This window comes from Pseudomonas sp. F-14 TE3623 (assembly GCF_053629015.1).
Genome location: NZ_JBRJHM010000001.1, coordinates 888,996 through 914,347, shown reverse-complemented (window position 1 = coordinate 914,347; position 25,352 = coordinate 888,996). Strand labels below are relative to the sequence as shown.

At 61.0% G+C, this 25,352-nt stretch carries 20 protein-coding genes and 1 pseudogene; 4 read left to right on the top strand and 17 right to left on the bottom strand.

The genetic code is table 11. The annotated features are described in order from the left end of the window. Positions 1-48 precede the first annotated feature (48 nt). The 9 genes from AB7M29_RS04150 to AB7M29_RS04110 all read right to left on the bottom strand — a co-directional run bounded on the left by AB7M29_RS04150 (position 49) and on the right by AB7M29_RS04110 (position 6,985). A complete protein-coding gene (locus tag AB7M29_RS04150) occupies positions 49-1,497 on the bottom strand; it encodes an efflux transporter outer membrane subunit (protein WP_454246385.1) in 1,449 nt (482 codons plus the stop codon). Then, the gene (locus tag AB7M29_RS04145; RefSeq protein WP_217855048.1) at positions 1,494-2,381 is read right to left on the bottom strand and encodes an efflux RND transporter periplasmic adaptor subunit; all 888 of its coding nucleotides are present in this window, start codon (positions 2,379-2,381) and stop codon (positions 1,494-1,496) included. Before AB7M29_RS04145 ends, AB7M29_RS04150 begins: the two co-directional genes overlap by 4 nt. After that, entirely contained in the window at positions 2,378-2,587 is a 210-nt protein-coding gene (locus tag AB7M29_RS04140; protein WP_030128598.1) for a DUF1656 domain-containing protein, read from the bottom strand. Before AB7M29_RS04140 ends, AB7M29_RS04145 begins: the two co-directional genes overlap by 4 nt. Beyond that, a complete protein-coding gene (locus AB7M29_RS04135) occupies positions 2,584-4,656 on the bottom strand; it encodes an FUSC family protein (RefSeq protein ID WP_217855046.1) in 2,073 nt (690 codons plus the stop codon). The genes AB7M29_RS04140 and AB7M29_RS04135 overlap by 4 nt, the downstream gene beginning before the upstream one ends. Beyond that, entirely contained in the window at positions 4,653-5,081 is a 429-nt protein-coding gene (locus tag AB7M29_RS04130; RefSeq protein ID WP_038978419.1) for a MarR family winged helix-turn-helix transcriptional regulator, read from the bottom strand. The genes AB7M29_RS04135 and AB7M29_RS04130 overlap by 4 nt, the downstream gene beginning before the upstream one ends. A 396-nt stretch (positions 5,082-5,477) precedes the next feature. Further along, positions 5,478-5,759 (bottom strand): type II toxin-antitoxin system RelE family toxin, encoded by a 282-nt coding sequence (locus AB7M29_RS04125; RefSeq protein ID WP_007899567.1) that lies wholly within the window; start codon positions 5,757-5,759, stop codon positions 5,478-5,480. Beyond that, on the bottom strand, positions 5,749-5,994 hold the full coding sequence (locus tag AB7M29_RS04120) for a type II toxin-antitoxin system Phd/YefM family antitoxin (RefSeq protein WP_007899564.1): 246 nt from the start codon (positions 5,992-5,994) through the stop codon (positions 5,749-5,751). The genes AB7M29_RS04125 and AB7M29_RS04120 overlap by 11 nt, the downstream gene beginning before the upstream one ends. 146 nt (positions 5,995-6,140) lie before the next feature. Then, positions 6,141-6,386, bottom strand: a complete 246-nt coding sequence (locus tag AB7M29_RS04115) for a DUF2789 domain-containing protein (protein WP_258618735.1) — start codon at positions 6,384-6,386, stop codon at positions 6,141-6,143. A 131-nt stretch (positions 6,387-6,517) separates the two neighbouring features. Further along, the gene (locus AB7M29_RS04110; RefSeq protein WP_217855044.1) at positions 6,518-6,985 is read right to left on the bottom strand and encodes an aminoacyl-tRNA deacylase; all 468 of its coding nucleotides are present in this window, start codon (positions 6,983-6,985) and stop codon (positions 6,518-6,520) included. Between the two features lie 213 nt (positions 6,986-7,198). Here AB7M29_RS04110 and AB7M29_RS04105 point away from each other — a divergent pair, with 213 nt between their 5' ends. Together AB7M29_RS04105 and AB7M29_RS04100 are read left to right on the top strand one after the other, a co-directional pair. Then, positions 7,199-7,747 carry an NfeD family protein gene (locus AB7M29_RS04105; RefSeq protein ID WP_367616723.1) on the top strand — a complete coding sequence of 183 codons (549 nt, stop codon included), beginning with the start codon at positions 7,199-7,201 and terminating at the stop codon, positions 7,745-7,747. Positions 7,748-7,749: 2 nt separating this feature from the next. Beyond that, positions 7,750-8,508, top strand: coding sequence for a slipin family protein (locus AB7M29_RS04100; protein ID WP_225922941.1), 759 nt, complete (start codon positions 7,750-7,752; stop codon positions 8,506-8,508). A gap of 44 nt (positions 8,509-8,552) precedes the next feature. Here the strand turns inward: AB7M29_RS04100 and AB7M29_RS04095 are convergent, their stop codons facing one another. The 7 genes and pseudogenes from AB7M29_RS04095 to AB7M29_RS04065 all read right to left on the bottom strand — a co-directional run. Next, entirely contained in the window at positions 8,553-9,530 is a 978-nt protein-coding gene (locus tag AB7M29_RS04095; protein ID WP_217855042.1) for a sulfotransferase family protein, read from the bottom strand. Next, on the bottom strand, positions 9,518-10,303 hold the full coding sequence (locus AB7M29_RS04090; RefSeq protein ID WP_454246384.1) for an aspartyl/asparaginyl beta-hydroxylase domain-containing protein: 786 nt from the start codon (positions 10,301-10,303) through the stop codon (positions 9,518-9,520). Before AB7M29_RS04090 ends, AB7M29_RS04095 begins: the two co-directional genes overlap by 13 nt. After that, positions 10,300-10,905 (bottom strand): adenylyl-sulfate kinase, encoded by a 606-nt coding sequence (gene cysC, locus AB7M29_RS04085; RefSeq protein WP_454246383.1) that lies wholly within the window; start codon positions 10,903-10,905, stop codon positions 10,300-10,302. Before cysC ends, AB7M29_RS04090 begins: the two co-directional genes overlap by 4 nt. Further along, a complete protein-coding gene (locus AB7M29_RS04080) occupies positions 10,889-12,403 on the bottom strand; it encodes a TolC family protein (protein ID WP_454246382.1) in 1,515 nt (504 codons plus the stop codon). The genes cysC and AB7M29_RS04080 overlap by 17 nt, the downstream gene beginning before the upstream one ends. Positions 12,404-12,443: 40 nt before the next feature. Beyond that, entirely contained in the window at positions 12,444-21,218 is an 8,775-nt protein-coding gene (locus tag AB7M29_RS04075) for an Ig-like domain-containing protein (RefSeq protein ID WP_454246381.1), read from the bottom strand. 50 nt (positions 21,219-21,268) lie between these two features. Beyond that, positions 21,269-22,114, bottom strand: a complete 846-nt coding sequence (locus AB7M29_RS04070) for a sulfotransferase family protein (protein WP_230174075.1) — start codon at positions 22,112-22,114, stop codon at positions 21,269-21,271. 172 nt (positions 22,115-22,286) lie between these two features. Beyond that, positions 22,287-23,537: pseudogene (locus AB7M29_RS04065) on the bottom strand (glycosyltransferase family 39 protein); the annotation flags it as partial. A gap of 246 nt (positions 23,538-23,783) precedes the next feature. Between AB7M29_RS04065 and AB7M29_RS04060 the strand changes: the two are divergent. Next, entirely contained in the window at positions 23,784-24,371 is a 588-nt protein-coding gene (locus AB7M29_RS04060) for a phage tail protein (RefSeq protein ID WP_217855034.1), read from the top strand. A 55-nt stretch (positions 24,372-24,426) separates the two neighbouring features. Beyond that, positions 24,427-24,738 carry a DUF6916 family protein gene (locus tag AB7M29_RS04055; RefSeq protein WP_217855032.1) on the top strand — a complete coding sequence of 104 codons (312 nt, stop codon included), beginning with the start codon at positions 24,427-24,429 and terminating at the stop codon, positions 24,736-24,738. Positions 24,739-24,849: 111 nt separating this feature from the next. On the opposite strand, the gene AB7M29_RS04050 is transcribed toward AB7M29_RS04055, so the two are convergent. Continuing rightward, positions 24,850-25,347 (bottom strand): GNAT family N-acetyltransferase, encoded by a 498-nt coding sequence (locus tag AB7M29_RS04050; protein WP_050682093.1) that lies wholly within the window; start codon positions 25,345-25,347, stop codon positions 24,850-24,852. Positions 25,348-25,352: the final 5 nt, after the last annotated feature.

The following is a 25,352-nucleotide window of genomic DNA, read 5'->3' as shown; positions in this document are numbered from 1 at the left end:
CGACGGGTTCGCCGCGCGCCCCCATCAAATCAAAGCATAGCAACGGCCTCAGGGTTTGCCGGGTTGTGACCCTTGCGTTCGTCCGCTTTCCCAGCCGCCACCCAAAGCAAGGAACAAATCGATCTGGCTCATCGCGACTTGGGTGTTGGCCGAGGCCAGTTGCGCCCGTACGTCGGTGTAGGTGCGGGTGGCTTGCAGGTCCGCCAAAAACGACGCGCGGCCGGCCTGAAAGAAGCGGTGGGTCTGGTCTGCCGCCAGTTGCGCCGATTGCTCGGCATCTGCCAACGCATCGCGGCGCTGAAGCTGCGCGGAATATTGCGCCAGGCCGGTCTGAGTCTCGCGGATGGCGTTGAGCACCACGCCATCGAAATGCGCCAGCGCGCCTTGGGTCGCGGCCTCGGCCTCACGGATTCGCGCGCGGGAGCCGTTGGACGGCACGGTCCAGCTCAGCAACGGGCCGAAGCCCCAGCGATTGGTCGCCGGTTTACCGAGGTTTTCCAGAATCCCGACCGTACCAACGGTCGCGCCGATGCTGATATCCGGGTACAACTCGCCGGTTGCAATGCCGATACCGGCCGTCGCGGCCGCCAATCTACGCTCGGCTTGCCGCACGTCGGGTCGACGCTTGAGCAGCGTGGCGCCGTCACCCACCGGCAACAATTGCGCAATTTTTGGCAGCTCAGCGCAGTCGCTGGTGCCCACAGGCAATTGCTCGACCAGTTTGGCCAACAGCATCGACAAGCGGAACAGCCCGGCCTGACGTGCCGCTTCATAACGCGGCAACTCGGCGCGCAAGGATTTGAATTGGGTTTGCGAACGGGTGACCTGGGTTTCATCGCCGCGTCCGGCATCGCGCAAACGCTGGGTCAGCGTGGTGCTCTGGGCTTGCAGGTCGAGGGAATGCTGAGCGATCTCCCGCTCTTCGTTGGCCGCGCAGACTTGGGTGTAAGCCCGCACCACATCGGCCACCAGCGTGATACGCGCGGTGTCCGCTGCCGCCTGAGTCGCATCGGCATTGGCTTTGGCCGCTTCGATGCCGCGCTGCAACGTGCCAAACAGGTCGAACTGATAGGACGTGGTGATGCCGATGTCACCGACGTTGGCCACCGGCACTTTATCCGCCAGCAAGAACGCCTCGCCAGACTCCTGCAAACGCTGGGCACCGACTTTCACGCCGCCGCTCCAACCGCCCGCCGCCTGCGCTTCGTCGACTTGAGCGCGAGCCCGCGAAAGATTCGCCGCCGCCACCCGCAAATCGGTGTTGGAGGCCATGGCTTGCTGCACCAATTGGTCCAGACGCGGATCCTGATACAAGCGCCACCAATCGCTGGGCACCGGTGCCGAAACGACATTTTTGCCGTTCACCGCCAGATCGCTCTGAAAGTCGTCACGGTGCACGGCGGCCTCGTCCGGCAAGTGATAATCCGGCCCGACCACCTGACAGGCCGATAGCAGCAGCCCTAACCCGGCCACCGCCAATCCAGAGGCCCTGCTCATTGCGCCGGCTCCCGGGTTTGATCGTCGATGATCGACACCGTGGCCGTGCGGCCGGCAATCATGCGGAAGTCCTCTGGCACCTCGTCGAAAGCGATTCGTACCGGAATCCGCTGCGCCAGCCGCACCCAGCTGAACGCCGGATTGACGTTGGGCAACAGGTTGCTGCCGCTGCTGCGGTCGCGGTCTTCGATACCGGCGACGATGCTTTCCACATGCCCGCGCAGCCGAGCGCGGTCGCCGACGACCCGAATATCGACGCCTTGGCCGACATGAATGCCGTCCAGCTTGGTTTCTTCGAAATAACCATCGATGTGGAACGAGTTGCTGTCCACCACCGACAATACCGGCCGCCCGGCGGTGACGAACTCCTGGGAACGCGGCGCCCGGTCGTTAACGTAGCCATCCACCGGGCTGCGGATCAGCGAGCGGTCAAGGTTGAGCTGAGCGCTGTCCACCGCCACCTGCGCCTCCATTAACGCCACTTCGGCGCGGGCGACACGGGACTGGCTTTCTTCCAGTTGTTCGGCCGGGACCAGGTTGCCGAGGCCACGGTTACGCTTGGCCTCGCGCTGAGCCTGGGCCAGGGTTTCCTGGCGGTCGGCGACGGCCGCTTTTGCCTGGCGCAGTGCCAGTTTGAAACGGTCCTGATCGATGCTGAACAGCACCTGGCCGCGTTTCACCCATTGGTTGTCGCGAACCTCTACTTGCTGGATCAGTCCCGACACGTCCGGGGCGATCTGCACGATGTCGGCGCGGATGTGCCCGTCCCGGGTCCAGGGCGCGAACATGTAATACATGACCATGCGCCAGACCACGACAACGGCGAAGGTCACGATCAACAGCGTCAGGACCACGCGGCCGAGGGTCAAAAAAGGTTTTTTCATGTCATCAGGTATCGACTGAGTGAGTCCACGGCGCCGAGGAGCAAGGCGTAGAGACCCACGTTGAACAATGCCCGGTGCCAGACCAGACGGTAAAAGTGCAGGCGCGTCAGCAACCCGTGCACCAACAGGTACAACACGTAGGTAATGCCCATCAATACCAGCAGCGTGGGCAGGAACACCCCGCTGATATCCAGATCACCGATCATAAAGGCGCTCCATCGATGCCATGGGGAAGCGGTTCTTCGAGCTCGCCTGTGCCGACGAACTCCACACCCGGCAGTAAGGCCAGGCGCAAGCCGCTCAGGGCGTGCAGCAAATGCAGACGGGCGCCGTCATCGCACTCGGTGTCGAGGGCACGACGGGTGCGGTCGAGGGTCATCAGCAAAGGGCTCGGCGCTGGCAGACGTTCGTCGGCCTTGAGACAGGCCTTGAAGTACTCACCGACTTCGACCACCACTTGCTGCAGCAGCACCTGCGGCATGCCCACCACACGCGGCGTATAGGCCAGCAGGTCGAGCAGATTCAACGCCACGCGTACTTCCCGCAGCGCGATCCCGGTGTCCTGGCCGGTCATGGCCAGCCGCGGCAAGTGCTGCATCAGGCGATCGAGGACCTGCACGCCCAATTGCCGGTGTTCGGCCAACGAAGCCGGCTCGGTGAGGCTGACGATGTCGCGCCAACTAAAACGGGTCAGGCGCTTGGCCGCCAATTCCGCGCCGAATGGCCGGGCGATCAGGGTCCAGATAAACGCGAACAGCAAACCCATGGGACCAGCCAGGTTGGAGTTGGCGAAGCTGAGGAAGTCCGCGTCGTAGGCGCCCTGAATGCTGATGAAAGATGACGTGTTGACGATGGTCAGCAGCATGCCCAGGTAGAAACGCGGCTGCACCGTCAGGGTGCCAACGCAGATGAACGGGATGGCGAATGCCAGCACCAGCATCGGGAAGTCATGCAGGTTCGGCAGGATCAGAAACAGATAGAGGCTGGCGAACAGCACCGACATCGCGGTCCAGAAAAAGAACCGGTAGATCTGCGGCGCCGGGTCGTCCATCGAAGCAAAAAAACTGCACGCCACCGCCGCCAGAATCACCGCACTACCGCCGTCGGTCCAGCCGAGCAGAATCCACAGCACCGAGGCAACGATGATGGCGGTGACCGTGGACGCGGCCGAATAGAGCATCAACCCACGGTCCAGAAACGGTGACAGCCGACCGAGGCGCCAGTGCCGATACACCGCGCGCCAACTGTCCTGGCTCTCGCACTGAATGGCATGTTGAAGGCTGCGGCAGTCTTGCCACACATCGATCCATTCGCCGAGGCGATACAGGGCGTTGGAGAACAGCAGCTGCTTGCGGTCGTCCAGCGCCTCGGCATTCGGTTGCAGCGCTTCGAGCTGGTTTTTCAGGGCCTGCCAGCGGTCGAGGTCCGCGTCTTTATGGTCGAGCCATTCGGCGGTCGCGGTCAGCAGTGGCGCGAACTTATCCACAAGCTCCGGCGTGCGCCGCTCGAGGGCATAGAGCGCGTCGTCGAGGGCATCGATCACCGGCAGCAGATGGATCATTCGCCCGCGCAGTTCCTTGGTATTACGCACTGTCTGCGGCCGCGCGCCCTCGTGGGGCAACTGACCGATCATCAATTCCAGGCTGTTGAAGTTCGCCACCATCAATGAACGCAGGGTGCTGACTTCGTCCGGCTGCACGTTGCGACTGAGGAAGCGCAGGCTGTAGGTCGAGGCATCGGCGAACCATTTGTTCACCGAATCGTTGAACACCGGCGCCAGCCGCCGAGGCCAGAACATCGCGCCGACCACTGCCGCGCAGGCGATGCCGAGGAAGATCTCTTCGGTGCGCGCCTCGGCCACGTCCCACACCGCCAGCGGGTTATCTACCACCGGCAGGGCGATCAGCGGCAAGGTGTAACCGGCGAGCATCAAGGCGTAGCTGTTGGCGGTGCGCAAGTGCAAGGACAGGAACAGCAAAATCCCGGTCCACAGCGCAATGACCACCACCAACACATAAGGGCTTTGCACAAACATCGGCACGAAAAAAACCGCCGCCGCCGCACCGAGCAAAGTGCCAACGGCGCGGTACAACGCCTTGGAACTGGTAGGGCCGACGAACGGACTGGAAACGATGTACACCGTGGCCATTGCCCAATACGGACGGGGCATTTGCATGAGCATGGCGATGTACAGCGCAATCATCGATGCCGCGAACGTGCGCACACCGTAGAACCAGTCTCGCGCCGGGGGCACGCCGGTGAAAAATCCGCTCAAGGTTGAGCTACCGCTGGATGATTGGCCGCTTCGAATGCTTTCAGTACCCGCAGCGCCGCTTCCAGATCACTCGGGGCGATCCCTTCGAGTACTTCATGGCGCAAACGCACCAACTCGACTTCGACTGCCTGCACCAGCTCACGACCGGTCTCGGTCAGGCTCAGGCATTTGGCGCGGCGGTCTTGGGTGTCTTCGGTACGACAGACGTAACCGGCATGGCACAGCTGATCCAGCAAACGCACCAGAGAAGGACTCTCCATCCCCGCCGCCTGCGCGACCGTCACCTGCCGCACACCCTCGCCCAAACGCCCGATCATCAACAACGGCACGGCGCAGGCTTCGGAGATTCCATAGTTGACCAGCGTGGTCTGACAGATCTTCCGCCAATGCCTGGCGGCCACCACCATGGAGCTGCTGATGTTCATCTGGAGAGCGTCGAGGTTCTTTGGCACGAGGGGATGCACACACTGTTAGTTTGCTAACTATCAATATGGCATTGGAGGGGAAAGTTGGTCAAGTTTTGAAACATATTGGCGAGCAATGGTCAGACATGGGAGCTCCACAGGGATCGCTGTCGAGTTTGAAATCTGTGTAACGTTCGCTATCCGAACCGAGAATCGAACAATGCCTGGTGATACAACAGAAACTGACAATATCTTCGATTTCGGAGAATCGGATCGTTACCACAACTTCCTGCAAAGGAAAGTGGATGCTGCACGATTCTCGCAAAACGAAGGACAGTGCCGCAGTAACGAAGAGATCGAAACCGAATTTGCCGCTATGCGGACGCAAGCGGCAAAAATAAGAGAGGTCTAGAACTATCAGCGCTTCTTGGCTCGGTCGTACACATCGCTGCGCTCGCGCTTACCAACCGCCACCACAGAAACGACTACGCGCTCATCAAAAACTTGATACACAAGCCTGTATCCCGATGACTTCAATTTGATTTTGTAGCAATCAGGCATCCCATGCAGTGAGTCGGAAGGGATTCGAGGCAATTCAAGCCGTTCCGCCAGTTTCTTTTTGAACTGCTCACGCAATGTATGCCCCAGCTTGTCCCACTCCTTGCGTGCGGAGGGCAGGAATTCAAGCTTATAGGTCATCCAGGCTTACCGGGACCGGCGTTTCATTTCTACGAGAGCGAACAATTTCCGCCAACTCGAAGTCATCGAGGCGCTCCATCATTTGCTCGAAAACATCGGCCGGAACCATGTATCCCATCACTCGGTTATGGTTCAGCACTGCCACAGGCCCACCGTGAGCACCGCTCAGAACTGCAGATGGGTTTTTCTTCAACTCAGACACGCTAACCGCCATGTCGGCCAGAACACTTTGCATAATTAAGACCTCAATTCAGGTCTTGATTCTGGTCTATTACCTGTTTCTGAGCAACCCTGGAAAAAGCTAACAAATTAAGTTTTTGCTCAGATTTTTTTACCACTCACCAGTTTTTTTTACATTTCGCCGTTTTCCTACAGATTTTTTTACACCCCCCGCCCCTTCCTCAGCAGCACATCCAGCTGATCCACCACCTCCGCCCAATCCGCATCATCCAGAATCTCCTCACGCAGCAACTCTGCCTGGCTCTCGCTCCAGAAGAACGCGTCCGCCAGGTGCAGTTCGGGTTTGAGCGGTGAATGGGTAGCGATGAATTTATCGATGCTTTCGGCGTCATCGGGCAGGCCGAGTTGTTTGAACAGTGAGGGGAGGTTATGGGTAGGGGATTCCATGTCTGGCTCCTTCTTGATGACTGAATGGGGTGACCGCTGCGCGGTCGATCGCGAGCAGGCTCGCTCCCACAGTTGATTGCGTTTCAATGTGGGAACGAGGCGTGCCCGCGATGACGGCAGTGACGTCGACGCTACGCCGACTGGCTCAACTCGCACACCTCGGCATGCGGCACCATTTTCAAAAATTCCGGCACGCTCATGTGTACCAGATTGTTGTGGTTGCCGGCTTCGAGGTAGATGTCTTTCTGCCGGGTCAGCAGTGGGTCGATGACCATGTCCATCCCGTAGGATTCGCCCAGTGCCGGCACGGCGCCGCGTTCGCAATCGTCGAACAGGCGCGGCAGGTTGCTTTCACGGGTGATTTGCCATTCGCTGCTGCCACGTACTTTGCTCAGGTCCAGGTGACAGCTGGCGGGCAGTACGGCCATCAAGTAGTGGCCGTGACGGTCGTCGAGAATCACCGATTTGGCGACCCGTTCGGCAGGGATACCCGCGAGCCGAGCCGTTTCAAGGCTGCTGGCCGAGTGCGGGTGAGAAACGATGTCATATTCGCAGTGAGCCTTATTGAGGCTGTTCTGCACGGTTTTTGCCATACGCATGATGCACCTCGGTGTCCGCAGCAACGAATCGCGGACGGTGGTTAGCTTTTGGTCTCCCTTAAAAGTCTAGGCCCGCTGGTGGGATCCGGCGGGAAATCCGCCCGTCGGACGCTGTCGACAACTGGTCAAAGTTCATACAAGTGCAGGCTCAACTAGACTTGTGTACAGAGTCAGGAACGATTAGTGGACGGAATGACTCTTGCGGAGGGTCAAGTGAACACTTGTCGCTGTGCAATAGCGTGGCTATTGACCTTCAGCGGGTCGGTTTTCGCGGCGGACACCATCATTGTGCTGGTCCCCAATCCTCTCGGGATCTGGCTGATCACGTTCGGCATTGTGTTTCTGATCGCCGAGGCGGCCTTGCCCAATTACGGCGTGGTCGGTTTGGGCGGCTTGGTGATGTTCGTGATCGGCGCGGTGATTCTGACGAATGCCGAAATTCCTGTTCCGCTGATGATCGGCCTGGGGTTGATCAGTGCACTGCTGCTGATTTTCCTGGTGATCCGCGCCTTGAAAACCCGACCGCGCCGCAACGTCAGCGGTGATGCCGAATTACTGGGCGCCGTGACGCCGGTAACGTCGTTGCAGGCCGACAATGTTTATGTCGGCTGGGTGCACCTGCAAGGCGAGCAATGGCAGGTGTCGAGCGAAACACCGCTGCGACCGGGTCAACAGGTCCGGGTGGTGGCACGCAAGGGCCTACTGCTGGAAGTGGCCGCGGCTGACGCGGCGCCCGCAATGAACAAAGATGGCGGAGAATAATTATGGGCTTGCAACTGGGTTTTGCCGCGCTGCTGTTATTGCTGATTGCACTGGCAGGGTCGGCCTTCCGCATCCTGCGCGAATACGAACGCGGCGTGGTGTTCCAGCTCGGACGCTTCTGGCAGGTCAAGGGCCCTGGCCTGATCCTGCTGATTCCGGTGGTTCAGCAAATGGTTCGTGTCGACCTGCGTACCGTGGTGCTCGACGTACCGCCGCAAGACGTGATCACCCGCGACAACGTCTCGGTCAAGGTCAATGCGGTGCTGTATTTCCGCGTGCTCGATCCGCAAAGGGCGATCATTCAGGTCGAAGACTTTCTCATGGCCACCAGCCAACTGGCGCAGACCACGTTGCGGGCGGTGCTCGGTAAACATGAACTCGATGAATTGCTGGCGGAACGGGAGCGGTTGAACGTTGATATCCAGCAAGTGCTCGATGCTCAAACTGACGCCTGGGGCATCAAGGTCGCCAATGTCGAGATCAAGCACGTGGACCTCAATGAATCGATGATTCGCGCCATCGCCAAACAGGCCGAAGCCGAACGGGAACGTCGTGCCAAGGTGATCCACGCCGAAGGCGAATTGCAGGCCTCGGAGAAACTCATGCAGGCTGCTGAAATGCTCGGGCGTCAGCCGGGGGCCATGCAATTACGTTACATGCAGACGCTGAGTTCGATTGCCGGGGACAAGAGTTCGACCATCGTCTTCCCGCTGCCGATCGAATTGCTCAAGGGGATGGCGGATTTGTCGTCAAAACCCTAAGGAAATAATCTGTCGGCCCCAAAGATCGCAGCCTTCGGCAGCTCCTACAGGTGTACGCCGGGCCATTGTGGGAGCTGCCGAAGGCTGCGATCCTTTTCCAATGCCTCATAAGGCTCGCGCGCCCAGTGCTCCACCCGCTCACGAAGCAGCGCCGAGGCTTCACGACGCTTGTCATCGCTGTCACCGACAAACACCTGCGACGGCTGCTTGGCATGTTGTCCCACCGCCGCAAACACCTGCCTGCGCTGCTCGATATCCACCGCAAAGAACGCCGCCAACCGCCCTGCCATAGCCTGCGGCAATTCGCTGTAATTCACCGCCAGACCGCCAAACGCCTGGCATTGCGCCAACCCCGACGCCAGCAATCGGCCCAATCGCCGGGCGATATAATCCTCACGGCTGCTGAACGGCCATTCCTCATCCAGCACGCTCGCTCCGATCATCCCCGGCACCATGTGCATGCCCGGGCGACGCAGATGCGAGACGGCAATTTCCAGCGGATCGCGATAAAGAAACAACCACGGCGTTTCGGGGAAGCACTCGCGCAGCAACGGCAGTTCACCGATGTTCCAGGCGTCGAGTTTGATCACCAGCCGTTGCTCCACGCCAAGCCGACGTTGCCCGTAGGCAGACAGCAATCCTTTGATGGCCGCACGGTGCTCGACGGCGGGCAAATCACTGCGCAGCAACGCATCCAGCGGCGGTGGCTCGCTGATGACGAGGTGGTTGTCGAGTTGCGCCAGCATCTGGCTGATCAGGGTCGAGCCGCAGCGGGAGGCGTGAAAGATAAAAGCGCTCGGCGTCAGACCGGGGCTGCAAACCTGCCAGTCAGCAAGGGTCGACAATGCGGTTTTCCGGCGAAACGCCTGATTGAACGGCAGCCGCAGCGCATCCTCCACCGCATCACGAAAAAACGGCTGATGCAGCCGCGTGTCACCGAACCAGCACCAGTCGACTTGCCATTGCCCGGCCTCTTGCCAGATGCGGATCGGCAACCAGCCTTCGAGGTTCAGGCGCGCCATTGTTCATTCCATTGACGGCGGCCGTCGCGCATCGCCGCGCGCAGTTCTTCACGGGTGAACGCAAGTCCACGCTCAGCGGCCAGTTCCAGGGTGCGGGTGATAAAGGCTTGGTTGTCCTGCAACCCCTGCAAGGACTTGCACAGCTGCGGATCGCTGGCCACCAATGCCTTGAACTGTGCAAAAGCGTCAGGACCGATTTCCGGCGACGGCGTGGTTGCCAGCCCGTCAATGATCGCCTGCTCCAGCCAGGCACCAGGCCGGCAATCGAGTACCAGATGAATCCGTGCCTGAATATCGCGATTGTCCACGCGATGAGGCCGCGACAGGTCGAGAAACCAGCATTCGCCAGCGGCCATCGGCATGCGTTGGCCGTCCAGCAGAAAGTCCACTTGAGGTGGACTGAGCAGCGGAATGTGCAGACGCAAATCAGCGTCTGGTTCGCCCAGATCATAGTCGCGATGCTCGTGAATCCGCCCGCCGGGGCCGAGCCGCAACAGGCGCGCGCAGACGATCTGCAGCGGCAGATCCCGCAGCCCTTGTTGCCATCGAACATCTTGCAGCCAGGGCGCACGCAAAAGAGTCTCACCGCGACCGGGCGACAGTTCAGTCAAGGCATCGGCCGCGGAAATCAGCGCCACGCCACTCCAGTCGCCAGCGTAATAATCGCTATTGAAGTGACCTTGCCAGTCGTCCTCGCCAATCGCTGCCAGCGCCTGCAACAGCAACGGCAAATCCACCGTCACCGGCAAGCGGGAGAAGGCCGGCCGACTCATCGTTTCGGCAGCACCGCGCACTCGCCGAGCCAGGTCAGCAAACGGTCGAGACAGGCCTCCACCGACTGCGCGCCCGTGTCGAGCACCAGCGACGCGCACGGCGGTGGTTCGTAAGGCGCGGAAACACCGGTAAACCCCGCCAATTCTCCCCGTCGAGCCTTGGCGTAATGACCTTTTGGATCACGCTGTTCGCACACCGTCAGCGAGGCGCTGCACCAGACTTCACGGTAATCCTCGCCCAACCGTCGGGCGAACAACTCACGCAACTCCACCAAGGGTGCGATCATCGCGAGGATGACAATCTGTCCGTTCTCGACCAACAGCGCCGCAAGTTCGCTGGCGCGGCGGATGTTTTCCAGACGATCGCTGTCGGTAAACCCCAGATCGCGATTGAGCCCGACCCGCAGTCCGTCGCCATCGAGCACCACACTCTGCACACCGTGTTCGAACAGCTCGGCGTGCAGTGCCTGGGCCAATGTCGACTTGCCCGCGGCCGGTAAACCGGTCAGCAGAATCGCCGCGCCACGATGGCCGTTGCGGATCTCCCTTTGGGCGCGGCTGATGCTCGCTGTCGGCGCCAGCAGGTTATTGGACCGGGGCATGGGCCACCGGCACTGAGATGTTGCCCGCCGCCCACGCCTCTTCGCGATTGGCCAGGGCGGTGGCGATGGACTGGACTTCGGTCGATTGCACTTCGTCCGGCAGCGGATCGAGACCGGCGCTGGCGAAGATTTGCCCGTAAGCGTTGCGCAGGTCGGCGTAAGACAGGTCGCGACGCAGATCGGCCTGCAAGGTGTTCAACTCGCCCTGGATCAGATCCAGTTCGCCCAGCCCGGCCGCCTGATAGCGGTTGCGCAGTTGACCGACGATTTGCCCATCGATGTCTGACAGTTGCTGATTGGTCTTGAACTGTCGCATCGCCTCGCGATAGTTGGCGTTGGCCACGTAAAGCTGCGCCAGGATGGCAATCGACATCGCCTGCCGGCGTGCCGTGGCAACTTCTTCACCCGCCTTGGCGACGTCAATCGCGGCAGGCGCGGAAATCACATTGAACAGGTTCCAGGTGACTTTCACCCCGTAATCCGCCCAGCCCTGCTCCACCAAAAACGAGTTGCTGTCGTAATGCCCACCGGCGGAAAACTCCAGCCCCGGCAGCAGACGCAGCATGGCTTTGCGGGTTTCGGCGGCGCTGATGCGGGTCTGGTAATCCTGCTCTCGCAACTCCGGCCGACTGGTCAGGGCTTCCTGTTCCAGGCTGGCGAGGTCGACCTTGAGTTCCGGAATGACGTAATCGTCCTGGGTCGCCAGCGTCAGGTTGGTACTCGGAGGCAGGTTGATCAAGGTCGCCAGTTCGGTTTTCGCCAGCGACAGTGCGCGGCGTTGCTCTTCCAGCTGCCGGGTGGCTTCGATCAGTGAGCGCTGATAACCCAGCGACTGAATCGGATCGCCAATGCGCTGCTCGCTCATGCTCTGGCTATTGTTGCGAGCGGTTTCGACCCGGGCCATCAGGCTGTCGATTTGCTTGAGCAAACGTTCGGCGGCCATCGCTCGCCAATAGGCCGAGCGTACGTCCTGAACGATGGTGTTGATCACCTTGCGCCGCCGCTCCTGCACGATCAGCCGCTGATCGCCCTGCTGCTTGGCACTGATGTAACTGACACCGAAGTCGAGCACGTTCCAGACCATGGTCAGGTCCGCCACTTCACGGTCGCGGTCCTGGGAGGTCGACGGTTCCAGAGACTGGGTGCCGGTTTCCACGCTCTGACTGCTGGAAGCGTTTACGTTATTACGCCCCACATACCCGGCGTCCAGCGCCATGCGTGGCAGCATGTCAAAACTGGCGAGGTCGAGTTGGCGCTTGGCCAAGGCCTCTTCCATGATCTTGAGCCGGCCTTCAAGGTTGTATTTCACCGCGCGGGCCATGGCCTGGTGCAGGGTCAGTGGGCCGCTGAGGGGCTCCTGACCCGTGTACATCTTTTGCAGATCGCTTTTGGCGCGCTGTTGGCTGACACCCCGTTCGATCGGTTCACTGGTGACTGCACACCCGCTGATCGCCAGCGCCAGCAGGCTGGCGCCGAATAACTTCTGACTTCTCTTCATCCTTGGAGCCCCCAGGTGCCGCCCTGCTTTAATGGTTTTTTCAGGCCCGCATTTCACTGATGCCGACCTGTTGCAAAGCCGCGGCCAGGCTCTCGACCTGCCGCTGCTCGGTGTCTTTGAGTTGTTGCAATTGCTGACCAAAACTCGGTGCGCCAAACACGCCGCGCAGCCCTTGGGAAGCATCTCCCGCCCTGATTGACTGATTACCAAAGGTGTTCAGCGAATCCCCCTCGCTACTGGTGTCCTGATTGAACAGGCTTGACAGTGTGCTGCTGCCGAAGACCCCGCCATCGCCCCCGCCAAAGCCCAGGAAGCCTTGGCCTGAGCCATCGCCACCGCTCTCACTGAATACCTGCGCGATAAAGCTTGGAGCCAGCGCCCCGTGGTTCATGAAGATGTCACCCAGAGGGCGAATACCATTGCCGATCACCCGTTGTTCAAACAGCGGGGAAAAGCTCAGCGGCGAGCCAAGATCGCCAGTGGGTGGGGTGAAGACGATTGGCTGCAATGGCACGTTAGGTTGGGCGGGCACGGTGACAGGTGGTAAGACCACAAACGCCGGCACGGTGTTGATCGTGTAGTTGTTGGAGACCGCGACGCTGTCGCCGATGTTGCCCGCCAGGTCCGTCACATTGCTGGTGTCCAGCGCAATGAAATTGCTTGGGTCGGTGATGTTCGCGGCAGGTGTGAAGTTCCCGGTCCAGGTCTTGCCGCCGTCGCTGCTGGCCAGGTTGCTCAGCTCGCCGTTGGTAACGCTCAGGTCCGACAAATCGAAGTCGCTTACCGCCTCACTGAACGTGAAGGTCACCAGCGTTGTCTGGCCAATGCCCAGGTTCGGGTTGGCAACCACGATGGTGACGGTCGGGCGAGTCGCATCGAGCGCGTAGTTGTTGGAAATGGCGATGCTGGCGCCGGCATTGCCCGCCGCGTCGAGCACATTGCCGGTGTCGAGCAGGATCAGGTTGGTCGCATCGTTAAGGCTCGCGGTCGGAGTGAGCGTGGCCGTCCAGGTCACACCTCCGTTGCTGCTGGCCAGGTTGGACAGCACGCCATTGGCCACGCTGAGGTCCGACAGGTCGAAACCGGACACCGCTTCGCTGAAAGTAATGGTGACGGTAGTGGTCTCGCCGATACCCAGTTTATTGTCCGCGACCACAATGGTTGCGGTCGGGCGAGCGGTATCGATCGCGTAGTTGTTGGAATCGGTCACGCCGACGCCGCTGTTGCCCGACGCGTTGATCACTCCGCTGTTGTCCAGGCTGATCAGGTTAGTGGTGTCCGTCACGCTGGCTGTAGGTGTGAAAGTCGCGGTCCAGGTCACGCCACCATCGACGGACGAAACGTTGCTGAGTGTGCCGTTGGCAACGGTCAGGTCGGCGTTGGTGAAACCGCTGACCGCTTCACTGAAGGTGATCGTCACCAGCGAAGTTTCACCGACCTTGAGGGCATTGTCGGCAACCACGATGCTGGCGGTCGGCACCTGGGTTTCCACTACATAGTTAGCCGAGTTGGTGGTGCCGGCCCCGGTATTGCCGGCCACATCAGTCACACCAGTATTGGCCAGGGTGATGATGTTGCTGGCGTCGGTAATCCCGATAGTCGGAGTAAAGGTCCCGGTCCATGTGATGCCACCATCGCTGCTACTGACTGCACTCAAAGTGCCATTGGCGACGCTCAAGTCACTGTTGTCGAAACCTGTTACCGCCTCGCTGAAGGTGATGGTCACCAACGCAGTTTCGCCCGGTTTCAGGGTCGTATCGCTCAGCACTATGGTGGCGGTCGGGCGCTGGCTGTCGATGGCGTAGTTATTGGAATCGGTGGTACCGGCGCCCGTGCTGCCGGCCCCATCGATCACTCCGGTGTTGTCCAGGGTAATCAGGTTGGTCGAGTCGGTGACGCTCGCCGTCGGCGTAAGGGTTGCGGTATAGGTGATGTTATCGCTGGTGCTCAGATTGCTCAGGGTACCGTTGCTCACCGTCAGGTCGGCTGTGGTAAATCCGGTCACCGCCTCAGAGAACGTGATGGTCACCACCGATGTTTGACCCACCGCCAGCGCCGCGTCCGCGACCACGATGGTGGCCGTCGGGCGCACGGTGTCGATGGCGTAGTTATTGGAATCGGTGGTGCCGCTACCGGCGTTGCCCGAGCCGTTTTGTACTCCGCTGTTATCCAGGGTAATGACGTTACTGGTATCGGAGATGGCATTGGTCGGCGTAAAGGTTGCGGTCCAGGTGATGCCGCCATCGCCGCTGGTCACGGAGCTCAAAGTGCCATTGGCGATGGTCAGATCGGCATTGCTGAAACCGGTTACCGCCTCGGAGAAGGTGATGGTCACCAGCGACGTTTCACCGACGCTCAACGCATTGTCGGCGACGACGATAGTGGCGGTCGGCAACACGGTATCGATGGTGTAGTTGCCGGAGTTGGTGGTGCCGCTGCCGGTATTGCCGGCCACGTCGGTCACACCGGTATTGGACAGGGTAATGACGTTGCTCGAGTCATTCACGCCGACGGTGGGGGTGAAGGTCGCGGTCCAGGTGACGCCGCCGTCACTGCTGCTCACCGCGGTCAAGGTGCCGTTGGCGATGCTCAGGTCGGCGTTGGTGAAACCGCTGACCGCTTCACTGAAGGTGATGGTCACCAGCGAGGTTTCGCCGGCACTCAGGGTAGGGTCGGTCAGGACGATGGTCGCGGTGGGTCGGACCGTGTCGATCGCGTAGTTGTTGGAATCGGTGGTGCCGCTGCCGGCGTTGCCTGACAGATCGGCCACGCCGGTGTTGTCCAGGGTGATCAGGTTGGTCGTGTCGTTAATGCTCGCAGAAGGCGTGAACGTGGCGGTCCAGGTGATGCCGCCATCGCTGCTGCTCACCGCGGTCAAAGTGCCGTTGGTGATGGTCAGGTCGGCGTTGGTGAAACCGCTGACCGCTTCACTGAAGGTAATGGTCACCAGCGACGTTTCACCGATTCTCAGCGCCGTGTCCGACACCACGATGGTGGCCGTTGCCCGCACGGTGTCGATGGCGTAGTTGTTGGAATCGGTGGTGCCGATGCCCACGTTACCGGTGCCGACAGCCTGCACGCCGGTGTTGTCCAAGGTGATCAGGTTGGTCGTATCGGTGATGCTGGCCGTCGGGGTGAAAGTTGCCGTCCAGGTAATGCCGCCATCACTGCTGCTCACCGCCGTCAAGGTGCCGTTGGCAATGGTCAGGTCGGCGTTGGTGAAACCACTCACGGCCTGGTTGAAGGTGATGGTCACCAGCGACGTTTCACCGATTTTCAGCGCATTGTCGGCCACCACGATCGTCGCGGTCGGCAGGGTGGTGTCGATGGCGTAGTTGTTGGAATCGGTGGTACCGCTACCGGCATTGCCGGACAGATCGCTGACCCCGGTGTTGTTCAGGGTGATCAGGTTGGTCGTATCGGTGATGCTGGCCGTTGGCGTGAACGTGGCCGTCCAGGTGATGCCGCCGTCACTGCTGCTGACCGCGCTCAACGTGCCGTTGGCGATGGTCAGGTCGGCATTGGTGAAACCGCTCACCGCTTCGCTGAACGTGATGGTCACCAGCGAGGTTTCGCCGGCGCTCAGGGTAGCGTCGGCCACAACGATGGTCGCGGTGGGTCGGACCGTGTCGATCGCGTAGTTGTTGGAATCGGTGGTGCCGCTGCCGGCGTTGCCTGACAGATCGGCCACGCCGGTGTTGTCCAGGGTGATCAGGTTGGTCGTGTCGTTGATGCTCGCAGAAGGCGTGAACGTGGCGGTCCAGGTGATGCCGCCATCGCTGCTGCTCACCGCGGTCAACGTGCCGTTGGTGATGGTCAGGTCCGCGTTGGTGAAACCGCTGACCGCTTCGCTGAAGGTGATCGTCACCAGAGAGGTTTCGCCGATTCTCAGCGCCGTGTCCGTAACCACGATGGTGGCCGTTGGGCGCACGGTGTCGATGGCGTAGTTGTTGGAATCGGTGGTGCCGCTGCCCACGTTGCCAGTGACAGCAGCCTGCACGCCGGTGTTGTCCAAGGTGATCAGGTTGGTCGTATCGGTGATGCTGGCCGTCGGGGTGAAAGTCGCGGTCCAGGTGATGCCGCCGTCACTGCTGCTCACCGCAGTCAACGTGCCGTTGGCAATCGTCAGGTCGGCGTTGGTGAAACCACTCACGGCCTGGTTGAAGGTGATGGTCACCAGTGACGTTTCACCGATTCTCAACGCCGTGTCGGCCACGACAATCGTCGCAGTCGGCGGGGCGGTGTCGATGGCGTAATTGCCTGAGGAACTGATCCCGCTGCCGGTGTTGCCCGCCAGATCCGCCACGCCGGTGTTGGCCAGGCTGATGACGTTGGTCGCGCTGACAATGCCTGCCGTCGGGGTAAACGTTGCGGTCCAGGTGATGCCGCCGTCACTGCTGCTCACCGAGGTCAACGTGCCATTGGCGATGCTCAGGTCGGCGTTGGTGAAACCGGTCACCGCTTCGGAGAAGGTGATGGTCACCAGCGAGGTTTCGCCCGCTGTCAGCGCTGTATCGGCCAGAACGATGGTCGCGGTCGGGCGCAGCGTGTCGATGGCGTAGTTGTTGGAGTCGGTGGTGCCACTGCCGGCGTTACCCGCCAGATCGGCCACGCCGGTGTTGTCCAGGGTGATCAGGTTGGTCGTGTCGTTGATGCTCGCAGAAGGCGTGAAGGTGGCCGTCCAGGTGATGCCGCCGTTGCTGCTGCTCACCGCAGTCAACGTGCCGTTGGTAATCGTCAGATCCGCGTTGGTGAAACCGCTCACCGCTTCACTGAAGGTGATCGTCACCAGCGACGTTTCGCCGATTCTCAGCGCCGTGTCTGCGACCACGATGGTGGCCGTTGGGCGCACGGTGTCGATGGCGTAGTTGTTGGAATCGGTGGTGCCGCTGCCCACGTTGCCAGTGGCGGCAGCCTGCACGCCGGTATTGTCCAATGTGATCAGGTTGGTCGTATCGGTGATGCTGGCCGTCGGGGTGAAAGTCGCGGTCCAGGTGATGCCGCCGTCACTGCTGCTCACCGCAGTCAACGTGCCGTTGGCAATCGTCAGATCCGCGTTGGTGAAACCGCTCACGGCCTGGTTGAAGGTGATGGTCACCAGTGACGTTTCACCGATTCTCAGTGCAGTATCGGTCACGACAATCGTCGCAGTCGGCGGGGCGGTGTCGATGGCGTAATTGCCTGAGGAACTGATGCCGCTGCCGGTGTTGCCCGCCAGATCCGCCACGCCGGTGTTGGCCAGGCTGATGACGTTGGTCGCGCTGATGATGCCTGCTGTCGGGGTAAACGTTGCGGTCCAGGTGATGCCGCCGTCACTGCTGCTCACCGAGGTCAACGTGCCATTGGCGATGCTCAGGTCGGCATTGGTGAAACCGCTCACCGCTTCGCTGAAGGTAATGGTCACCAACGAAGTTTCGCCCGCTGTCAGCGCCGTATCGGCCAGCACGATTGTGGCCGTCGGGCGCAGGGTGTCGATGGCGTAGTTGTTGGAATCGGTGGTGCCGGACCCGGCGTTGCCCGACAGGTCACTGACCCCGGTGTTGTCCAGGGTGATCAGATTAGTGGTGTCGTTGATGCTCGCAGAAGGCGTGAAGGTGGCGGTCCAGGTGATGCCGCCGTTGCTGCTGCTCACCGCAGTCAACGTGCCGTTGGTAATCGTCAGGTCGGCGTTGGTGAAACCACTGACCGCTTCACTGAAGGTGATCGTCACCAGCGATGTTTCGCCGATTCTCAGCGCCGTGTCCGCGACCACGATGGTGGCCGTTGGGCGCACGGTATCGATGGCGTAGTTGTTGGAATCGGTGGTGCCGCTGCCGGCATTACCCACCAGATCGCTTACCCCGGTGTTATCCAGGGTGATCAGGTTGGTCGTGTCGTTGATGCTCGCGGAAGGTGTGAAGGTGGCGGTCCAGGTGATCCCGCCGTCGCTGCTGCTCACCGAGGTCAACGTGCCGTTGGTGATGGTCAGGTCCGCATTGGTGAAACCGCTGACCGCTTCACTGAAGGTGATCGTGACCAGAGAGGTTTCGCCGATTCTCAGCGCCGTGTCCGTCACCACGATGGTCGCGGTCGGACGGAGTGTATCGATGGCGTAATTGTTGGAATCGGTGGTGCCGCTGCCGGCGTTACCCGCCAGATCGCTGACCCCGGTGTTGTTCAGGGTGATCAGGTTGGTCGTGTCATTGATGCTCGCGTTCGGGGTGAACGTGGCGGTCCAGGTAATGCCGCCGTCACTGCTGCTCACCGAGGTCAACGTGCCGTTGGCGATGGTCAGGTCGGCGTTGGTGAAACCGCTGACCGCTTCGGAGAAGGTGATCGTTACCAGAGAGGTTTCGCCGATTCTCAGCGCCGTGTCCGTCACCACGATGGTTGCCGTTGGCCGCACGGTATCGATGGCGTAGTTGTTCGAATCGGTGGTGCCGCTGCCGGCGTTGCCCGCCAGGTCGCTGACCCCAGTGTTGTCCAGGGTGATAAGGTTGGTCGCATCGGTGATGCTGGCGGTCGGGGTGAAGGTCCCCGTCCAGGTGATGCCGCCGTTGCTGCTGCTCACTGCAGTCAACGTGCCGTTGGCAATGGTCAGGTCGGCGTTGGTGAGACCGGTGACCGCTTCGTTGAAGGTGATGGTCACCAGCGAGGTTTCGCCGGCCCTGAGCGCCGTGTCGGTGAACACGATGCTGGCGGTTGGTCGCGCCGTATCGACGACGTAGTTATTGGAGTTGGTGGTACCGACGCCGGCGGTGCCCAGACCGTTGATCACCCCGGTGTTGTCCAGGGTGATGACGTTGGTCGTATCGGAAAGACTGGCGGTCGGGGTGAACGTTGCCGTCCAGGTGATGCCGCCATCGCCGCTGCTCACCGCAGTCAACGTACCGTTGGCGATGGTCAGGTCCGCATTGGTGAAACCGGTCACGGCCTCGGAGAAGGTGATCGTCACCAAAGACGTTTCGCCGATGCTCAGTGTGCTGTCAGCGACCACAATGGTTGCGGTCGGCGGCGGCGAATAGGCGGTGTTGAGTACACCGCCATCGTTATAGATTGTCGCGGCGGAGGTCGGCGAGGTGCCGGTTGTCCCTCCGCCCTGCGCAGTGCCACCAGCACCACTGGCCGCGGCATTACCGGCCAGGGCGGCGAAGTTGGCGGCCGTGATCAGCAGCGTGCCTTTGTTCCAGATCGCACCGACGCCTCGGCCGCCCACGCCGCCATTGCTGGCATTGCTGCCTTGGCCACCGCCACCGCCACCGCCGCCACCGGCGCCGATGTTGTTGCTGATGGTCGACGTGCCGACGATGGTGATGGTGCCGCTGCTGGCGTTGTAGATCCCGCCCACCGCGTTGCCGCCAGCGCCACCCACCTTGTCCCAACCGGCCCCGCCGCCGCCACCGCCAATGGAAATCGTGCCATTGGTGGCCGTCGCACCGCTACCGCCGTTGCTGTAATAGGAAACGCCCACCCCACCAGCACCGCCAGTGGTGGTACCGCCGCGACCGCCCATGTGGGTCGCGTCATAACCGCCGCCGTAACCACCGGCGCCACCGCCGCCCGCACCACCACCCAGCGTGCCGGTACCCGGCCCTGCCGAACCGCCATGCCCGCCGCCCTGGCCGCCCAAACCGCCGCCGCCACCACCGCCACCGCCGTAAAAAGCGCCGGTGACACCGCCGCCGCCACCGCCACCGGAAGCGCCGTTGGAGGTCACGGTAACGTTGTTCAGGGTCAGAATCCCTGCGTTGAAAATGCCCCCGGCCATCGCACCGCTGGCACCGTAGCCACCGTTGCCGCCCGTGCCCGACACCAGGCCACGGGTGATCACCAGACCATCGAGTGTCACGATGCTGCCGGACGCCACCTCAATCACTCGGGTCCTGTACTGACCATCGAGAATCACGTCAGCCGCGCCGTCGTTGTTCAAGTCGCCATCAACGGTGATGTTCTTGTTGATCAGCAGTTCGGACGTCAGCTGCACCGTCATGCTGGCGTTGAAGGTGACGATATCGCCGTTCTGCGCCGAGGCGATGGCCGCACGCAGTGAGCCGACGCCCGTGTTGGCGTTGTTGGTGGCGGTCCAGGTGGCCAGGCCCCACTGATAGTCGCTCATGGCTGTGGCCGAGAGGACGTTGGCGCTTTCGATGTTGCCGGTGGCAATTTCCAGATTCCAGTCGCCACCGATCCCGGTGCGATTACTGGAAGCCGCCACATCGCGGCCGGTCAGTTGCGCCAGCGAGTCGACAAAACTCAAGCCACGCTCACCTTCGGCGGTGTAGCAGCCATAGATCAAAATGTCGCCGCCGACGTTTATGTCCTTGCCGATTTCCGTCAGCACTGCGCTGCGGGCCGCGACGTTGTCGGCCGACAGATAACTATCGCCCAGCCACAGATCGCCCGCGTTGCCGTGGGCAATGATCTGCACTGAGCTGATGCCCTGATGGGTGTCCAGATAATCAGCGATTTGCTGCAAGCCATCTTTGCTGGCATCCAGCTGAACCACCTGAGTACCGGGCGCGACGCCCTGAAGCAGGCTGTCGGCGTCCTTGACCCGAGAATCGACGAACACCACGCTCTGCCCCGGCACGGCAGCGGGGGCCGGTGCTGGCGTGGCATCGGCCTGGCCGTGGGTGTCCTTGCTGGCGGCCGGCTGGTCGGCCGTCGGCGCCTTGACCGCCTCGGCGGTGGCATGGCTGTCAGCCTGGGCAGTGTCGGCAACCGTGGCGGCCACCGCGCCGTCGAACAGCATTCGCGGCTCCAGGGACATGATCATTGGCGAGGCCAGCGCTCGTGCGCCTTCGGTAACCCGCGACTTGCCTTTGCTCCACCACATGCTGCTCACCCGGACTCGAACTCTCTGACGCATCAATGAAAACGCCGCGATCAACTGATCGCGGCGTCGGCTTTCATACGAATGACATTGGCGGCGCTGGCTGAGCCATCGAGCCAAAAGGACAACTCGGCGTACTGCTTGAACAAGTCCGGCGGCAGGATCGTGCGCCTGGATTGGAGTTGGACCTTGGCCTTGACCTTGTGCAGCCCCGAGAGGCCGAGCGCCTGATCGAATTCCGGCGCGTCGTAGGCCAAATGATCGAAGTCATGTTCGAACCAGGGTTCGCCGATGAAGTCGTAGACCAGCCGCATCACCCGCTCCGGCGCTTGGCTCAGCAGGTCGTAATCGATGATCAGCAACGAGTCGGCGTGTTCGCCGTAATAGGCTTCCTTGAGGGCGGCCCAGGAAAACCCCACCAGCCGATTGCGCTGGGCCAGGGTTTCGCAGCGGCTGTAGACCGTGTTGCGTTCGACCGCATCGCCGAACAGCTTGGTGTTTTCGAAGGGGTTGGCGCGGTACAGGCGCTCGATACTGTCCATGACCCAGGCGACATTGCGCACGCAGGCAATGATCTTGGCTTGAGGGAACAGATCGCTGATTGCCGGCAGGCGCGAACTCCACAGGCGGTTCGTATCGAACACCACCGGTTTGTCGGCCTTATCGGCGTAGAAAGAATCGAACAGGCCGCGCAATAGGCGGCGACGCAGGTCGGTGTCGATCACCGCACCGAACTCGCTGCCGGCGCTGCATTGTTCCAGAACACCGGAAAAGAGCGCACCCACGGGGCTGGTCATACCGGCATGAAAGCGCGGGTTCTGCAACAGAATCGCAGAAAGCAGGGTTGAGCCTGAACGCGGCAAGCCGGAAATAAAGTGAAATTGTTGCAATCCATTCACCCGTCGACAGTCCTTTGTACGACGGAGCGTAGACCACGAATGGCCATACGACTAGTGGTGCTTTGATATCAAATCGGAGCTAAATCGACTGGAAAATACAACTTATATAACACTCGGAAGATGAATCGTTTAAGCCTCACCATGAGTTATTTCAGTACATCGATCCGGTCGCCGGGAGCGAATGCTGGTTCATATAGCTGACCATGACGCTGATCTGATCATCGGTAGCCACCGTGGCATTGTTTTTCAGGCCCACGAGTTCGATACCGACAAACAGCATCAGCACGGCCAGCGCCAAGACCTTGGAACCCGCGTACAAGCGATCGATGGCCAGCGCCACAAGCATCGGCAGGCCCAAGGCATAAGCGGTCAGGTAACGCTCGATGAACACCGGCGATACGAACGACACCGCAAACACCAGCAACAACGGGAGAACGGTGTAGATCATCGCCAGTGCACTGCCACGGAAAACACTGCGATCCCGCGCCAACGCCACGCCCGCCAGGGCCAGCAGGGCCAGCGGCAGCGCGATAAAAACCAGCGTGGGCAGGTTCTCGCCATCGTCCTGGGTCAGGAACAACCAGATCATCGACGGCAATGAGCCGAACGTGACGGGTATCTCCCATCCCACATCGCCATTGGCCTTGAGCTGATCCATGTGCTGGATCAGATCGAACAGGTTGGGCACCCACGGCAGGTACAACGCCACAATCGCCACATTGGCCAGCCACCAGCCGAAGTGCTGAATGTGCTGCAATCGATACCCTGGCTGCACGCGGATCAGTCCCAGATACAGCCAGTGACAGAGCACGCACAGCACCGTGAAGTAATGGGTGTAGAACGCCGCACTCATCAGCAGGGTGTAAATCACCAGATAGCGCGTGCGTTGCGGCCGCCTGATCCAATACATCAAGGCGATCGTGGCACCGATCAGCCACAGCCCCAGCAGGGAATACATCCGCACTTCCTGACTGTAACGCACCGCCGTGGGTAGCAGCGCCAGCAGAACCCCGGCCAGCAATGCGGCGCGGCGGGTAGCGAGCAAGTCCACCAGCCAGACGCCGAGCCCCACCGTGGCAATCCCCGGCAGCGCACTCAGGCTGCGAATCGAAAAAATGCCGTCGCCGAACAGGCCGATCCAGCCATGCAGCAGCATGAAATACAGGGGTGGATGCACATCATGAGCAGCATGTTCCCAGATCCCGGCCAGGGAATACTGGCTAAGCAACAGGCTGGACCCTTCGTCGCCCCGGATCGCCGCCGCCGTGAGGTCGTAAAAACGCACCAGCGCGGCCAATGTCAGGATCGGCAACAGCCAGTGCTCCCGCGCCCATTGCAGCAAGCGACGGACAGCCGCCCACGATCCCGGCTTCGCATGCGGGTCCTGGGTATCGCCCAGCGGTGTTTCTCTGCGCGCCTCCATTACCTCCCCTTGCAACGGCCAACTGAAAACCGAAGCTTCCCAAGCACTGTAGGACAGGCACGAGCCCGACGTCGATGCTGGCCTTGCGACGGACGACGTCCGGCAATCATTCCGATCAGCGTCTACGCTTTGGCGTGGCGTGACCCAGCCATGGAGATGAAAGGAGTCGGCTGATCAGCGCGAACTGCCCGGATAACCGGGTCTGCAACGTGACGTATCAGACACTAACCTGAGGGACGAGGAACTATGGAAGTTTTCATCGGCACTATTCAGCCATTCGCCTTTAACTTCGCGCCCAACGGCTGGGCCCTATGCAACGGCCAGACGCTGGCGATCTCACAATACAACACGGTTTTCGCACTGTTGGGCGTCAACTTCGGAGGCAATGGCACCACCAGTTTCATGCTGCCCAATCTGCAGGGTCGCATGCCGGTCGCCATGGGCAACGGCTTGGGCCTGACCCCGCGCGTCATCGGCGAAGTCTCCGGGACCGAGAACGTCACCGCGACCATCACCAACCTGCCCAATCACACCCACGCCATGGCCGGGCTCACGGCCACCACCACCCTGCAACTGGCCAGCCCGGCGAGCAACCCCGTCACCAACCCGACCGCCACCAACTCGTACATCGGCGCCTCGGGAGGCGGGCCGGGCTCGGCGAGTATTTACTCCGATCAGCAAGGTGCTGCGGCCGTACCGCTCAAGGGCGTGGCCACTACGGTAACGGGGGAAATCTCGTCCGCCGGCAACGGCTTGCCCATGGAGGTGATGAACCCGTTCCTGGTACTCAACTTCAGCATCGCCCTGAACGGTCTTTTCCCTTCGCGCAACTGAGGGTCTGGCTGGGGGTTCAAATCCCCCGGCCACTTTTGCTTGATGGAGTGATGCCATGCTGCAACAGGTTCAAAGCCAACACTTTCAGGCACTGCTGGGCAAAACGGGGACGCTGCGGCTGCCCGATGGCAGTGAATTGGCGATCCATATTGACACCCTTGAAGAAACGCCCCGCTCACAGATGCCAAACAGCGAGCGCATGCCGTTCAGCGTCGAATTCAACAGCCTGCAACCCACCGATTTTGTCGATGGCTTGTGCGTGCTGGAGTTGCCGGAACTGGGTCAGGTAGAAGATATTTTTGTTTCGCGAGTACCGGCCATGGGGCGTGATCCGCAACTGGGGTACTTCTACATCGCGTTCAACTGAACAATGGGGGAGCGGGCTTGCTCGCGAAGACTGCTTAACATTCAAAAATAATGTTGGCTGTTATACCGCTTTCGCGAGCAAGCCCGCTCCCACAGTTGATCGGCGGTGTGTTCAACCCTGTGGGTACCACACCAACCGCTCCGCCGCCGGGTTGCGCTCTTCAACCTGAAACCCCAGCGCCAGGTAATGCTGGCGCGCATGGGGATTGTTGGCCCAAACCACGGTCGCCACTGGGCAGCGGATTTGTTGCGCGGCTTTCTGCACGCCTTGCAGCACCGTCCGACCGTAACCCTTGCCTCGGGCCTGTGGGATAAACGCCAGGTACAGCACGCGAATTTCATTGGGGCCGAAATCGGTGGTCAGCGCGCCAATGGCCGTGTCGAGTTTCTCGATCACGTAATGCATGGCGTTGGGGAAGTTCTCCCCCAGCCCTTGCTCCTGCACCTTGAATTGCTGGGCAACCACCTGCTCAACCACCTCTTGCTCACCGTCGATCCATTGCAGATCCGGCCGCGCCGCTTGGTAAAGACTGTGCAGAAAAGGCCCATCGCTGGTCCGCGAAGGCCTGACCACCAAGCCGTCCGCTGCCACTGAATCGGTTTTCGCCATCGCTG